Origin of the sequence: Enterobacter sp. BIDMC 30 (assembly GCF_000534355.1) — a bacterium.
Taxonomy (GTDB): Bacteria; Pseudomonadota; Gammaproteobacteria; order Enterobacterales; family Enterobacteriaceae; genus Enterobacter; species Enterobacter ludwigii.
In genome coordinates, this window is record NZ_KI973169.1 from 1,359,932 (window position 1) to 1,375,722 (window position 15,791).

Annotated in this window: 7 protein-coding genes; 3 read left to right on the forward strand and 4 right to left on the reverse strand. The window is 58.2% G+C overall.

Features of this window, described 5'->3' with window-relative positions:
• Entirely contained in the window at positions 1-11,175 is an 11,175-nt protein-coding gene (locus tag L466_RS15730; RefSeq protein WP_032680439.1) for a BapA/Bap/LapF family large adhesin, read from the reverse strand.
• A 766-nt stretch (positions 11,176-11,941) separates the two neighbouring features.
• On the opposite strand from L466_RS15730, the gene L466_RS15725 reads away from it, so the two are divergent.
• From L466_RS15725 to L466_RS15715, 3 genes are read left to right on the forward strand one after another with little or no spacing between them, the layout of a single operon-like run.
• Complete coding sequence (locus tag L466_RS15725; RefSeq protein WP_032678808.1) at positions 11,942-12,469, forward strand: tetratricopeptide repeat protein; 528 nt, start codon at positions 11,942-11,944, stop codon at positions 12,467-12,469.
• Positions 12,470-12,476: 7 nt separating this feature from the next.
• Entirely contained in the window at positions 12,477-13,007 is a 531-nt protein-coding gene (locus tag L466_RS15720; RefSeq protein ID WP_080346980.1) for a sigma-70 family RNA polymerase sigma factor, read from the forward strand.
• Positions 13,004-13,792 carry an anti-sigma factor family protein gene (locus L466_RS15715; protein ID WP_032680441.1) on the forward strand — a complete coding sequence of 263 codons (789 nt, stop codon included), beginning with the start codon at positions 13,004-13,006 and terminating at the stop codon, positions 13,790-13,792. Before L466_RS15720 ends, L466_RS15715 begins: the two co-directional genes overlap by 4 nt.
• Here L466_RS15715 and L466_RS15710 read toward each other — a convergent pair.
• The 3 genes from L466_RS15710 to L466_RS15700 all read right to left on the reverse strand — a co-directional run bounded on the left by L466_RS15710 (position 13,784) and on the right by L466_RS15700 (position 15,198).
• Entirely contained in the window at positions 13,784-14,341 is a 558-nt protein-coding gene (locus L466_RS15710) for a YceI family protein (protein ID WP_032680442.1), read from the reverse strand. The two genes, L466_RS15715 and L466_RS15710, sit on opposite strands and share 9 nt — an antisense overlap.
• Before the next feature lie 68 nt (positions 14,342-14,409).
• Complete coding sequence (locus L466_RS15705) at positions 14,410-14,754, reverse strand: cupin domain-containing protein (protein WP_032680443.1); 345 nt, start codon at positions 14,752-14,754, stop codon at positions 14,410-14,412.
• An 87-nt stretch (positions 14,755-14,841) separates the two neighbouring features.
• Positions 14,842-15,198, reverse strand: coding sequence for a hypothetical protein (locus L466_RS15700; protein WP_014171277.1), 357 nt, complete (start codon positions 15,196-15,198; stop codon positions 14,842-14,844).
• Positions 15,199-15,791 lie beyond the last annotated feature (593 nt).

Below are 15,791 nucleotides of genomic sequence, written 5' to 3' on the forward strand. Positions count from 1 at the left end.
TCAGGTAACGATGTGTTGCTGGTTCACTAACTCGTCGTAGGTGGTCTGGACGTTATCCAGCGTCACGAGCGTCGTATTAGTGTAGGTGCTCCCTGAACCATCACGGTCGATGGAGATCACGGTATTGCCATTACTATTAGTAACATGCAGATAATTACCGAGCGTTGAGCTGCTCCCGTTCCAGCCCACCAGCAGATCGCCGATATCGATTTTGTCCCCCTGCGTGAGCGAGAAGTTGGTCCAGTGATCGCCGGCAGTGCTACTGACGTTGCCCGCGGTTGCGTTGCCTGCGGTGGCGTTCAGCACCTGGTAAATCAGGGTGTCGCCGTAGGCGGTGCCGGTAATGACGTCGTTATGTTCCGAACTGATGAACTGCGGCGCCATATTGATGGTCAGCGTGGCACTGTCTGTTTTCCCGTCGGCATCGGTCAGGGTGTAGTTGAAGGTCTCCTTCGAGGTGATGGTTGAGAGCGACACCCCGGTGTTAAGGGTGTAGGTGTAGTGGCCGTCCGCAGCAATTGCCAGCGTGCCGTAATGGCCGACGACGTTGACCGTTGCGCTGCCGGTGTACGGATCCAGCGTGGTGGTCACGCCGTTGTAGCCGGTCACGCTGAGGCGGGTATCCACCGAATGCAACTGATCCATCGCCCCGGCAGAGTCGGTGCCATCGAAGATGTTGCCGTCAACGGTGTGGCCGCTGGTAGAGTCGAACTGGGTCAGCGAGTAGGTGGTACCGTTCACGCTTGGGGTAATGGTAATGTTCCCCACGCTGAGCCCCGGTACGCTACCGGTATAGCTCAGCGTATAGGTTCCGGCATTCAGGTCCAGCCCGGAGAGCGCGATGTCGATATTGCCACCCAACAGCGAACCGCCGCTGAAGGAGCCGCTGCGAACAACATTCGAACCGTCACTGATTGACCAGTTCACCGTCAGGCCGCCCAATGCCAGCAGCGATGCCACGTTAAAGTGCAGCGACACGTTATGCAGCGCGGTGTTCGGATCCACCACGAAGGTTCCACTCCCGCTGCCCTGGGTTGATGACAGCAGCGCGGTTGTCCAGCTGGCCGTCCCGACGGTGGTATCCGAGTAGGTCGTCGTGTGATGTACCGAGGTGACGTCCATCGCGGTACTGACATCGTTGACCGCATCCATCGCCCGCGCGGTTGGGGTGATGTTGAGCGATGCCGTATCCTTCGCCCCGTTTGGTCCGGTGATGGTATAGACAAACGTATCCGGCGTACTGATCGCGTCAGCACCCACACCGGCTTTCAGGGTGTAGGTGTACTGTCCGGACGCATTGATGCTCAGCGTGCCGTATTCCCCCTGGATGTCGGTCAGGCCGCTGCTGTTCACCGCCACGCCGTTCACTTCTGATACCACCGCGCCGGTTGCGACATCGTTATCCAGCACATCTCCGGTGGTGGTCTCGCCCACGCTCGACACGCTGTAGACATGATCTTCCAGCACGTTCAGCGTGTAGGCGGTCAGGGCGGTGATCCCTGCAGCCGTATTCAGCAGGAAGAGGTACTCCCCGGCAGGCAGGTTCAGCGTCAGCTGAGACGAGGTACCGCCCAGCAACGGCGCACGCAGCCAGCCCGGTTCGACGCGCATCTGCTCGAAGGTCTGCGTCGCGTTATTGAACTTGTAGACATACAGGTCGAATACCGACGCCAGCGCCACACCGCCCACGGAAGCCTGAATGGTCATGGTGCGGGTGGTACCTTCCTCCACGTTATAGATGATCGGATTGCTCAGATCGTCCAGCAGGTTCAGCCCCAGCGTGTTGCCGAGATTGATCCCCACCACGGTAAAGCCGCCCTGCGACGAGGTGCCGTTATTGATTTCATGGACCGAGGTGTCAAAGGTCAGCGAGGCCGTGTCATCTACCGCCACAATACCGTTAGCGGTAGTACCGGCACCCAGCGACAGAACCAGGTTCGCCGACGCGCTGACGCCGTTATGGGTAATGGTGTAGGTGAAACTCTCCGTCCGGCCTACGACCGAGGCGCTGGTGTCGGTCAGGTTGTAGGTGTAGCTGCCATCGCGGTTAATGGTCAGCGTACCGTACTGGCCCTGAACAACCGTGCCGTCGGCGTTCACGCTGGTGGTGACACCCAGTGCGTTGGTGACAGCAGAGATCGTGGTCCCTGCCGGGGCGTTGTCGCTGCCCGCGGTCGGGTCGGCGTCGAGAATTACGTTACCGTTCAGGCTGGTGTCGCCCGTCACGGTACCGGCGCTGGTTTCTTTCACCGCCACATCAAGGCTGGTGTAGGAGCCGGTCGCCAGCAGGTTAGTGTTATAGCTCAGCACCCGGTAGTCGCCGTTCGCCAGCCCGGTCAGGTTCAGCGATACGCCGGTGGCCCCGAGGGTCAGCAGATCGGCAAACTGGGGTTGTCCGGTATCCACGACGGTAGTCCAGGTACCGTTGACGCTGTCCCAGCGCTGTACCACCAGCTCAAGGGTATTGAGCAGGGAAAGCACCGCACCCGTGGCATTGGCGTTCACCACAATATCCGCATTGCCGCCGCTGCCCACCGTGAAGTCCACCTGGGCAGTATCATTACCCAACAACGTGAGAACATTGCCTACGGCACCCACCAGCAGGAAGCCATAATCACTGTACTGGCTGTTGGTGACGGTGGCCGTGGTGCTGATATCCAGCTCTTCGACGTTATTGCTGGCGGAGAGCGGGACGACCGGTGCGAGGGCTGAGCCTGGCTGCGACGTATTACCTGCGGCATCGGTGGCGGTGATCTGCAGCGTCTGACCTTCCGTCTGTTTATTGAGGAAGGTATAGCTGTAGGTGCCGTTGCTGCCCGCGATTGTGGTCACCGTGCTGCCATCGCCAAGACGGATAGAGACGGTGCTGCCTGCCTCCGCGTTACCGGTCAATACGCTACCGTCAGCGTTAAAGGTTCCGGTTGGGGCCGTTGGCGCCGTCAGATCGACAATCACGCTGGTGGCGGAAGAGACCGGGCTGGTGCCCGAACTGTTCGTCGCCGTGGCGGTAAAGGCGTGAGAGCCTTCGCTTAACGCCGGGGTGGTGAAGGTCCAGTTGCCTGAACTATCTGCCACTGCCGTTCCCATCGACACGCCGTTGTTATACAGCGTGACGGTGGTGCCTGGCAGGGCCGTACCACTCAGGGTTGGCGTGGTGTCGTCAGTGGTTTTACCGTTGGTCAGGTTACCGGTGACGGTGCCGACGTTATCGTTGATGGTGGTGATAAGCGGTGCGTTCGGCACCGGCGTCGCAGGGGCAATCACCGACGTGCTGACACCGGCGTTACCCGCCTTATCGGTGGCATAGACCAGCAGTGATTCACCGTTGGTTTGGGCCGGCGTGATTGTCGCGTTAAAGTTTCCGCTGCCGTCAGCCGTCGCGGTACCGAGCACTGTTCCGGTACTGGTGGTGATGGTAACGGTGCTACCCGCTTCGGCGGTCCCGGTGACGTGCGTACCGTTGGTGATCACGGCAAGGCTTGCCGGCACGTTCGGTGCAGTCAGATCCACGGTAATGGTGGTGGTGGCCGATGGCGTACTGGTGTTGCCCGCGGCATCGGTGGCGGTGGCGGTGAAGTTATGCGTGCCTTCCGTCAGTGTGGTGGTGGTTTGCGGTAGCGTCCAGTTGCCGTTCGCATCGGCGGTGACCGTGCCGACAAGCGTCGTGCCGTCATAGATGCGCACCGTCGCGTTGGCTTCGGCGGTCCCGTTCAGCGCTGGACGCGCGTCATTAGTCGGGTTATTGCCGGTTACCGGTCCGGTGATGCTGCCGACATCATCGACAACCGCACTGATGACCGGCGCAGCTGGCGCGGCGGCATCCACGTTGATCACATAGGCGGTGGTCGGGGCGCTGGTATTGCCCGCGGCATCGGTGGCGGTAAAGGTCAGGCTGTGTGACCCGTTGCTCAGCGCCGGAGAAGGGGTAAAGCTCCATGCCCCGCCGGTCGCGACCGCGCTACCAATCTGGACGCCGTTATCGAAAATTTTCACCGTGGCGCCCGCTTCCGCCGTACCCGTGAGGGTAGGCTGCGCGTCGTTAGTCAATCCGCCATTGGCAATCGGCGTAGCCGCATTGCCCACATCATCCACAATGCTGCTCAGCACCGGCAGGGCAGGCGGTGTCGTGTCGATAGTCAGGCTAAAGGCCGCTGACGAAACGCTGGTATTACCCGCTGCATCCGTGGCCTGCGCCGTGAAGCTATGCGCGCCCGTGGCTAAGGTGGTCGTGAGCAAGATACTCCAGTTGCCACTGGCATCCGCGGTGCCCGTTCCGACAAGCGTTGTGCCTTCGTAGATATTCACAGTCGCAAACGGCTCACTGGTCCCGACAAGCCGTGGCACGGTGTCGTCGGTCGTCTGTCCTGAACTGAGCGGGCCGGTGATGCTGCCCGCATCGTCAACGGCCTGGCTGATAACCGGCGCATTAGGGGCGCTGGTATCAACAACCAGCGTAAAGCCAGGCGAAGCCGGGCTGACGTTCCCCGCCGCGTCGGTCGCGGTCGCGGTCCAGGTATGGCTGCCATTGCTCAGCGCTGATGACGGCGTAAAGCTCCATGCTCCGGTGCCATCCGCCAGCGCGGTGCCGACCGGCTGTCCGTTCTCATAGATGGTCACCGTGGCGTTGGCTGCCGCGGTGCCCGTCAACGTTGGCGTGGTGTCGTCGGTACTTTGCCCGGAAGTCAGCGGCGTCTGTATGCTGCCTGCGTTGTCTCCCGCGGTCGTGATGGCCGGTGCCGCCGGTGGTGCCGTATCCACTGTCAGGTTAAACGGTGCCGTCGTGCTGCCGGTGTTGCCAGCCGCATCGGTGGCATTGAAGGTGATGGCATGAGGCCCGTCACTCAGGGCGGTGTCAGGCGTGTAGGTCCAGTTCCCCTGGGCATTAACCACCGCGGTGCCAATCTCGTTGCCATCCACAATGATATGCACAGTGGCACCCACTTCGCCCGTACCGTTGAAGGTCGGACGCGCGTCGTTGGTGCTGTTGCCGGTAGTGAGCGTACCGGTGACCGGGCCGACGTTGTCAATCACACTGCTGACCAGTGGCGCAGCAGGGCCTGCTGCATCCACGGTAAAGGCAAAGACCGACGAGTTTGCTGACGCATTGCCTGTCGCATCGGTAGCGTAGGCGCGAAGGAGATAGTTGCCGTCGCCCAGCGGCGTGCTCGGGGTAAAGGTCCAGTTACCACTTCCGTCGACGGTCGCAAGGCCAATTTGCGTACCGTTATTCATGATATGGATTGTACTACCCGGTTGTCCGGTGCCGCCGATCGTCGGGGTGGTGTCGTTGGTGACTTGCCCGCTGGTGAGGTTGCCGGTCACGCCGCCAGGGGCATTGTCGTTAACCGTATCCAGCGTTGGAACCGTTGGCGCCGTCAGGTCAACCACGACGTTCCAGCCGTTAGACACCTGGCTGACGTTGCCCTGTGGGTCGGTGGCGGTAACGGTGAAGGCGTGAGGTCCTTCGCTGAGCGCGGTGTCAGGGGTGAACGTCCAGGCACCGGTGCCGTCAGCCGTGACCACGGCAATCTGGGTACCGCCGTCGAAAATTTTCACCACGCTGTTCGCTTCCGCCGTCCCCGAAAGGGTTGGCGTCGCGTCATTAGTCGGATCGCCGCTCACAATCGTGGTGGCAGCATTGCCCACATTATCCGTTACGTTGGTGATCGCTGGCGTGGTGGAAACCGTATCAACGACGATGGTGAAGCCTGTCGACAGACCACTTTCATTGCCCGCGGGATCGGTCTCGCGGATGGTCAGAACGTTATTGCCCTCCGCCAGCGCAGGCGGTGTGAAGACCCAGGTCCCCGTATTGCCGACCTCTGCGGTACCCAGCAGGTTTCCGTTGCTGTAAACGGAGATGATATCGCCCACCGTGCCGGAGCCGGTAAGGGTAGGCTGGTTGTCGTTGGTGGTCTGCCCGTTGGTGAGTTGACCAGTGCCAGGGCCGACATCATCAATCACTGAGCCAATGGTTGGCGTGTCCGGTGCGGTGAGGTCAACGGTGACGGTTGCAACCGGCGAGCGGCCGCTGGTCGAGAGCCCGACCGTCGCGGTCACTTCAAAGGTGTGCAGCCCTTCACCCAGCGCAATCAGTGGGGTATAGCTCCAGTTACCGTCCGCATCAGCAATCACGTTGATCAGCGGAACCGCGATGCCGTCCTGGTAGATGGTGATAATGCTGCCCGCTTCGGCCGTACCCACGAGTGTCGGGGTGATGTCGTTGGTGGTTTTGTCTTTCACGTCGCCGGTGACAGGCGTTTCATCATCGTTAATCGCCGTAATGATGGGCACATCCGGAAGATTCGGCAGCGTACCGGTGACGGTGTAGGATGCCTCAGGACTGAGGTTGCCCGCGGCATCGGTCGCGGTCACCGTCAGCACAGCGCCATCCGTTTGGGCTGGGCTGAGGGCGATGGAGAAGGTGCCACCGGTGGCTACGCCTGTACCGAGAACATTACCATTGTTATCGGTTACAGTGATGGTAGCCCCCGCTTCGGCGGTGCCGGTCAATGGAGTACCTTGAGCGGCTATGCCAGTAACCGCGGGAGCAGCCGGATCCAGAGTATCGACGTTAACGCTAAGCGGTGCAGAGCTACCGGACGTATTGCCGGCCGGATCGACCGCGGAGACGGTGAAGGTATGCGGGCCTTCCGCCAGCGTGCTGTCGGCGGTCCAGCTCCAGTTGCCGTCCGACTGTACCGTTACCGGCACTGTGGATGCTGTACCGTCTACGGAGACGATAACGGTGGTACCCGGTTCGCCGGTGCCCGTGAGGGTCGGCGTGCCGTCACGGGTATAAAGCACATTACTTGTGAGCTGGCTGTCAGACACCGTATTAATCAGCGGGATTTCTGGCGCAGTGGTATCAACGGTGACGGTGAAGACCGGGCTGAGGCCGCTGACGTTACCCGCAGCATCGACTGCCGCAACGGTGATGTTGAGTGGGCCATCAGTCTGGGTCGGAAGATCGAGAGACCACTCGCCATTGCTGCCGATTTCGACGCGTCCTAGTTCAACGCCATTGTTATAAACGATGACCGTTTCGCCCGCAGGGCCGGTACCGCCCACACCGGGGGTAGTATCCGTGGTAACACCACCGTCTGGCTTACCGCCAACGGCGCTAATGACAGGCGTATCAGGTGCCACGGTATCAACGGTGATAGTGATCCCCGGTGACGCCGCCGAAACATTACCGGCTTCGTCGGTGGCGGTGGCGGTAAATTCGTGGCTTCCCTCATCAATGCTGGCGTCAGGGCGCCAGCTCCAGTTGCCGTTGCTGTCTACGGTGACGCGACCCACTTCGGTAGCAGGCTGACCATTAATGCTGTCATAAATAATAACCACATCGTTCGCTGTGCCGGTGCCGCTCAGGACCGGACGCGGATCGTTCGTGGTTTCCCCGTCGGCAACCGGTCCGGTTATCTGGCTGACGCTGTCCGTAATCACCGGTGCTGCTGGCGTAGCTGGCGGGTCGGTGTCAATGGTGATGGTCACCGGCTGGGACGGGGCGCTTTCGTTGCCCGCGCCGTCCTTGTTGGTGACGGTCAGGGTGATGTCGTAGGTACCGTTGGCCAGTGGGGTATCCGGTGTCCATGTCCAGTTACCGTTGCTGTCCACCTCGGCGTCACCAATTTTGTCGGTGCCGTTGTAGATAGTCACGGTATCGCCCGGATTGCCGGTGCCGCTCAGCGTCGGCGTGGTATCGCGGGTGGTTTCTCCCGGGTTCAGCGGGGTTTCTGTTGTGCCGCCGTCAGGGTTCACGGTGATTTCTGGCGTCTCCGGCGTGGCGGGTGCCACGGTATCGACCACCAGCACAAACGGGCTGGAGACGGTCGTATTCCCGGCGGTATCGGTCGCATGAACTGTCAGAGAGTGCGAGCCGTTGGTGAGCGGGGTGGTAGGGGTGAAGCTCCAGCCGCCGGTACCGTCGAGTGTGGCGGTACCGAGCAGGGTATTGCCATCATAAAGCGTAATAACCGTACCCGCCGGCGCGCTGCCCTGCAGCAACGGTTGCGTGTCATCCGTGGTGTCGCCGCTGGTGAGCGGGCCCTGAACGTCACCGACGTCATCGGTTACGGTTGTGATGGTCGCCGCCGGTGGCGGGGTGATATCGACCGTAAAGGTGAAGCCGCCTGACGGCAGGCTGATGTTACCTGCCGCGTCGGTGGTGACGGCAGTCAGGGTATGCTCACCGTTACCAATCGGTGTGCCTGGCGTAAATGTCCACGCGCCGCCGCTACCGACCAGCGCGGTGCCGATATCAACACCGTCCAGACGAATGGTGACCGTTGAGCCCGGTTCGGCAGTGCCGTTGAGTGTCGGGGTTGGATCGTTCGTGATGGCACCAGCGGTGAGCGCGCCTGTACTTCCCTGAACATCGTCCACCACTTGCGAAATTACCGGTACTTCGGGTGCGGTACCGTCGACAGTGATACTCCAGGCATTTGATGGCCCGCTTGGGTTACCGGCGGCGTCAACTGCCGTTGCCGTCAGCACGTGGCCGCCATCAGCAAGCGGTGAGGATGGCGTGATGCTCCATACGCCAGATGCCGGAACGAGTACCGTGCCGATGACCGTGCCGCCGCTGGAGAGCGTGATGGTTGTGCCAGGCTCGCCCGTTCCGTTTATGGTTGGCGTCCGGTCATTAGTGAGCCCGTTCTGGGCGACAGGGCCCGTAGTGGCAGAGGCATCGTCGTCCACTGAAACGATAACCGGCGTTTGCGCGGCGGTAATATCCGGCGCAATGGCAGGGGTTGTTGGCCCGGTATTGCCGGCGGGATCGGTGGCATCTGCGGTCAGGGTTTCACCGTTGGCTTTTGGTGGGGTCAGCGTGACGGTGAAGCTGCCGTCGTCATTGGCTTTCGCCTCGCCAACCGTGACGCCATTTTCACGGATGGTCACGGTGCTGCCCGGCTCTGCGGTACCTGTCACTTTGGTACCGTCATCTGAGACAACAACGTTATCCGGAGCCAGTGGCGCCGTGGTATCTGGTGCATCGGCTGTAGCGGGCAGGCTGGCGTTACCGCTGCCGTCGGTTGCCACGACCGTCAGCACTTCACCGTTGGTCTGTGCAGGACTAATAACCGCCGTAAAGGTGCCATCGCTGTTGGCGATGGTTTCACCGATGACCGCGCCGTTAGGATCTTTAATGGTGACGGTGCTGCCTGGCTCCGCCGTGCCGCTGACGCTCTGGCCGTTTTCTGCCACCTGAAGGTTGCCGGGGGCGACAGGAGGGGTTGTGTCCGTAGCCGTGACGGTCGCAGGTGTGCTCTGGTTACCTGCAGCATCAGACGCCACCACGGAGATCTGCTGGCCGTTAGTTTGCGCCGGCGTTAACGTGGCAACGAAGTTGCCGTTGCCGTCCGTTGTCGTCCGGCCAATTATGGTGCCGTCGCTGCTGGTGATGACAATGCTGCTGTTTGGCTCGGCAGTGCCGGTAATCTGCGTGCCTGCCGGATTAAGCGTGATGTCGGGCGTGTCAGGTGGCGTGGTATCGACAATGAAGTTGATTGGCTGCGACAACCCACTCTGATTCCCGGCAGCGTCGGTGACCTGCACCGTTATTGAGTGAGCCCCCTCCGAAAGCGGTTTGTCCGGTGTGATGCTCCAGGTGCCGTTGGGCTGAACTTTAACGGTCGCAATGGGCACGCCGTTATCAAAAATCGTAATTGTCCCACCGGGCTCTCCTCTCCCTGCAAGAACAGGTTTAGCGGCATCAGTGAACAGGCCGGAGGTAATTGCGCCTTTGATGGCACCCGTGTCATCGTTCAGCACGATGGCGGTTGGCGCAGTTGGTGCGGTGAGATCGACGGTAACGGTGAACACCGGGGAAGCCGGTCCGGTGTTACCGGCGGCGTCGGTTGCCCGGACGGTGAGCTGATGCGTGCTTTCGCTGAGATTGATCGAAGGGGTAAACGTCCAGGTGCCGTTGCTGGCAACGACAGCGGCGCCAATCGCGATCCCGCCATCATAAATGGTGACCGTAGATCCGGATTCCGCGGTGCCGGTAAGCTGTGGTCGCTGATCGTTGGTGCTACCACCGTTACTGACCGAGCCGGTGACCGGATTGGTATCGTCTGACACGAGCGTGATGGCCGGCGCTGTGGGGGCGACGGTATCCACCACAAAGGTCACGGCGCCGGAGGCTGGGCTGGTGTTACCTGCCGCGTCGGTCGCGGTGGTAGTAATGGAATGGCTTCCGTTAGCGAGATTTGTACCCGGGGTAAAGGTCCAGTTTCCGCTGGCATCAACCTTGGTCGTGCCAATCGGCTGACCATTATCGTACAGGGTGATGGTACTGCCTGCTTCGCCGATGCCGCTGAAGGTGGGGCGGGCATCATCGGTACGCTGACCGTTAGTCAGCGGTCCGGTTTCTCCGCCAACGTCGTCATTCACAATTACGATATCGGGCGCATCGGGTGCGGTGGTATCCGGTGCTGTAACATGGCCGGCCTGGCTGGTATTGCCTGATGAGTCGGTTGCTGTGGCGGTAAGTTGCTCGCCATTCGTCAGCGGTGTGCCCAGAACAATGGTGAATTTGCCGTCGCTACCGGTTTTACCCGTGCCGACCAGATTGCCGTCCGCGTCTTTCAGCGTAATCGTACTGCCGGGTTCGGCAGTACCTGTGACAGTTTTACCATCTGAGGAGAATTGAAGGTTGGAAGGCGCATTTGGCGGTGTGGTATCCGGATCGGAAGGATTGCCCGGCGTGCCGGGGTTCGTATTGTCATCATCATCGTCGCCACCCCCTCCGCCGCCGCTGCTTGCCGCGACAGCGATCCCGCCTGCGACAGCAAGACCACCGAGTACCCATGGCCAGATGGCTGCGCCACCGGTATCACCGCCTGAGGCCGCCAGTAATACGTCCGTGGAGGCGATAGATTCGTAGGTAGCAGCCCCGGTAGGATCTTCAATCCACCACAGCGCACCGTCACTCTCTTCCAGGACCAGCTGACTCACCCCCTCCGCGTCGGTGACGTAGAAATTCTTCAGGGTAATGACCTCGCCAGAGTGCAGCGTGACCACCAGATCGTTACCACTGCGGGCGAAGTGGGAGACATCGGCTCGCTCTACATGAAGCTCAACGATAGAGGAATGGCTCAGCGTAACCTGTGTGCCTTCCGTGGTAGTTTCCACGCCAGTGAGTTTCGATATAACAGAGATTTGGCTCATTTAGGTATTACTCCAGCAGAGTTGTCGTGAACGGCGTGCAAGATGCGCCATCTCTGCGGAAGGTAAAGCACGCCCCCGGCGGAGTTGCTGTTATTTACGCAGCACTCACCGTTATTTTTTTAGAGCGAACGATGCCCGCCATAATCCAGAGTGGCAACATCAGAGCGAATCTAATTACTCATGAGAGAGAATGTCGTTTATTTGTATTTTTGTGTTGTATAAAACCCTGTAATTAATAGAGGTATTGGTTTTGACGATATAAAAATGATATAGCCAGAAAAGTCTGAATGTGCAAATTAAGCATCTGTAAACACTGTGTGAAGCGTTGAAGGGGGCATTAATTCATAGCTGGCTATTATAATTTAAAAAATATAACTTGTTGTATTTATTGTATTTTTATTTGTTTGTGAATTGCGGTGTTTTATCATTTGGCATGAATAAATATTTAGCAGGGGACTTTATATAGGATGGCGTTAAACGCTATTGTTTATGCCAGCTTAATGTGCGTTTAAGTTAGGGTAACGTTTTTGATATAACATATATTATGTTGGCAATTAATTAAAAATATATTCTTGTGCGGTGCCGGGATTCTGCTACTGAGAGAAAAATAATAACTAACAGGGAGTAAAGATAAAATATCCCGGTCAACATTTAATGGGGATACGACGTCAACATGATTCTGAGAAAAAAAGAGGGGCCCGGGAATGAATAAAATGCATCGCTCACGCGTTTACTGACGTCATTCCCATTCACCCTGGAGCCTTTTATGAACACCACCTCTGTGCGTTTGATCCCGGTGCTGATTTTTTCCCTGTTGTCTCCTCTCGCGCTGGCGATGGGCGATAATAGTACCGAGAGCAAAACTCCCGACTGTCCGTCCGGACAGGTGTATGACAGTGCAACTCAGAAATGTGTGCCCGATAAGAGCAGCAGCCTTAGCGATCAGGACAAAACCAACTATGCCTATCACCTTGCTAAAAAAGGCGAGTACCAGGCGGCGCTGAACCTTCTTGATTCGCTAAAAAATAACAACACGGCTGAAGCATGGAACTATCGCGGGTATGCCACCCGCAAACTGGGTCGTACGGATGAAGGTATCGGTTACTATCAGCGTGCGCTGGCTATCGCCCCGGATTATGCCAAAGCCCGTGAATATCTGGGCGAGGCGTGGATGGTCAAGGGACGTCCGGATCTGGCCAAAGAGCAACTGAAAGTGATTGCCGGTATTTGCGGCCAGTCCTGTGAAGAGTACCGTGACCTGCAGGCTGCCATTAACGGACATCCGGAATCCTGATTTTCTCGTGGAGGGAAAACACATCGCTACCCGTGAGGTTCGCCAACAGTTAGCCGCACACCTCTCACGTCTCTGGCGTTATGGGCTGGTGTTGTCGCGAAACAGGGATGTCGCCGAAGAGCTGGTTCAGTCCACCTGCGTCCGCGCGCTTGAAAAAAGCAGTCAGTACATGCCCGGTACGCGTATCGACAGGTGGCTGTTTGCGATATTGCACTCCATCTGGATCTCTGAGCTTCGGGCACGCCATGTTCGTCAGGGGCAGGGGTTTGTCGCCAGCGACGAGCTTCTGGCACCGGATACCCGTGAACAGGATGAGACGCACCTGCATTACCTGAAGGTGATGCAGCGCGTCAACGCGCTCCCGGAAGCCCAGCGCAACACGGTTTTTTTGGTGTATGTCGAAGGCTTTACCTATCAGGAAGCCGCGAACACCCTGGCGGTGCCGATCGGTACCGTAATGAGCCGACTGGCGACGGCACGGGCAACGCTGGCAGCGTCTGCCGATGCCTTGCCCCCGGTTAAGGAGAAACGCTCTTGAACGCGCACCGTTTTACAGCGCCCTATAACGATGAGGCTATCGTGGCATGGATAGATGGCGAGATGTGTCATGCCGACGCGCAAAAATTTGAAGAAGAGTTGAGACGTGACGAGCGCCTCTCCGGGCGGACCGCCGAGTTAATGAAAAGCAATGCGGATTACCCCGGCGCGTTTGCCGCTATGCTGGATGATGCTCCTCTGGAGAAGATGCAGGCCCGGCTGGCGGAACTGCCCGATCCGAAGCCCGCTAGCCTGGCTGGCGTAAGCCGGCGCGCACTCATTGCCGCGTCGGTCAGTTTCCTGGTGGTCGGTTCCGGCGTGGGATATGGGTTGCGACCCGCTTTCGCACCTTCTGATGAAAACGCCCATATTCGTGACCTCGAAGCGCAATACATGTCGCTTTACAGCGTCGAGACATTGCTGGATATGGACAGTGCGCCGCATGTTCTGCAGCGTGGGCTGGAACGGGCAGCGCAGGATATCGGCCTGCAACTTCAGGCGTCACAGCTTATCCTGCATGGAGCAGAGCTTAAAATGGTCCGCATGCTGCGCTATGAAACCACCTCTATTGCGCAAATAGCCTGGATAAATGCCGACTACGGCCCGATGGCGCTGTGTATCTCCCCGACAGAGCAGACAACGACAGCCGCTCAACAGGAACAGCGGCACGACATGAACCTGGTGTGGTGGCAGAAAGCGGGATATCAGTTTGTGTTGATCGGCCGCAACCCGCTCCCACAGTTGCGGGGCAGTGCAGAGCAGCTGCAAAGCCTGATTTCAGGATGACGGGATGCCGTTAGCCTGAATCGCAATGGTGATGGCAATCCTGTCATCAACGACCAGCGCAAATTTATCCATGCCGTAGGCCGCGCGCGAAATGGTCGTCGTCGCATCCAGCGTGAGGACCGGCGCGTGCGGATCTTTCACGACGGCGTCCAGAATGACCGGGCGGGCAATGTCGCGTACGGTCAATGTTCCGAACACCCTGAACGTTCCTGAACCCTGAGCGACCACGCGTGAGCTGATAAATTCGATAACAGGATAACGTTCAGATTCAAAAAACATGTCGCTTTTCAGTTGCCAGGTGAGCAGGCTGTTTGAGGCAACCAGGGTGGCCACGGGAAGGGTGACATGAATATGGTCATCGATATCCTTATCCGGGTTAAGCGTTACGGAACCCGTGACGCCACTGAATCTGGCCCAGGAGAGGATCCCCCCGAAGGCGTGCCAGGATAACCGTATGGCGGTGTTTTCAGTATCAATGGTATAGCTCTGCAGGGCGGCCTGCGCCAGCGGACAGAGCAACACGAACAGAATAACCAGGCGTCGCAACATCTCAGGATCTCTTTAGGGGTGGCAAGGCGTTAACGCGCAACCCCGGGGATCTATTCGGCTTTTAGGCGTCAGGACGTCTTAATAATATCCACCGAGATCTCGACGGCGGTTACCGGACCCCGGTTTTCCAGCCAGTGGACCGTGTTGTGATCTTCCGGCCAGCCGACACCGGGACCGTAATCAGTCGCAATACCGTGACGATGATCGGTGATGGTACCTTCAAGGATAAACACAGTGCCGGGCCTGTCGATATGATTATGCACCGGACCAAAGACCGCGCCGGGAGCGAGAGTGACTCTGCGCATGCGAAGCTGGCGCCCGGCCATGCCCGCTATTTCCGGACCCAGATCGACGACGGAGAGTAATTCAACGGTAACGCCCTGGGTTTCAGGTGCGGTGTGTTCGCTGTTCATGATGGAGTCCCCCTGAGACAAGTTTAGTCTGCAGGAAGCAGGGCAGGAGGGAATAAAAAAGGCCGCGTCTGCGGCCTTTCGAAGGGATTACTCAGTGACTTTCTTTTCCAGCTCGCTGGCACCTTCTTTGGTTTTATTCCAGCCTTTCTCAGCACCTTCTTTGGTGGCATCCCACCCTTTCTCGGTACCTTCTTTGGTTTTATGCCAGGCTTTCTGGGAATCTTCGCTGACCTTGCTGCCTAAGTTTTCGGTTTTACCCTCTGCAGCATGCTTCTGTTTCAGCTTCAGCTCTTCGCCTTTATTCTGCTCTTCGTGCAGTTTTTGCTTCGCGTCGTTGGCGTTTGCCTTCGCCGCAGCGACGGTATCGTCAGTTGCATGTGTGGTCGCAGCAAATACTGGGGAAGCCAGCAGAACGGCAGATAATGCAATAATTGTTTTTTTCATAATATCCTCATTTAACGTTATCGGTTATGAGCGTGATTCAGCATGGCACAGACGAAGCGGCGTGGCTTTAGGAAAAAACTGTAATGTTATTTTGGCGTTATACCGTGAAGCGTATTTAGTTACGCAGAGGAATTAATTACTTTCAGGTTCAATGCCGTGTACCTGGGGCGTGTATATACATATTACTGGTGGCTTTTGGCCATGAGTAAAGTTAATTAACTCACTGAGCTTCGCAAAATATATTTTGACTCTCCCCGCTTGTTGGGGAGAGTTCGCAGAACAGTTTCACGCTGTCGCTCCTGGAATAGCCTGAAAAAGGCCCGCCAAAGCGTTGGGAGGTGTAAATATCGCGTTTTTGTCCCTGAGGGTCGATTGTTGTCAGTGTCCAGCTACTCAGGCGATCTTGCGGTCCGACGGGTATAAAAACATGCCAGTCTCCCTGCGGTACGAAAGAAAAATACCCGTTATTATCCGTTTGTGTCGTGGCAATGTGTCGGTCGAATTCCACTAACGAAACGGTTACCCGGGGCAGCGGTCTTCCTGCGTTATTCAATGTGCCCTCAATACGAGGGGAGGGATAATCATGGTAAACG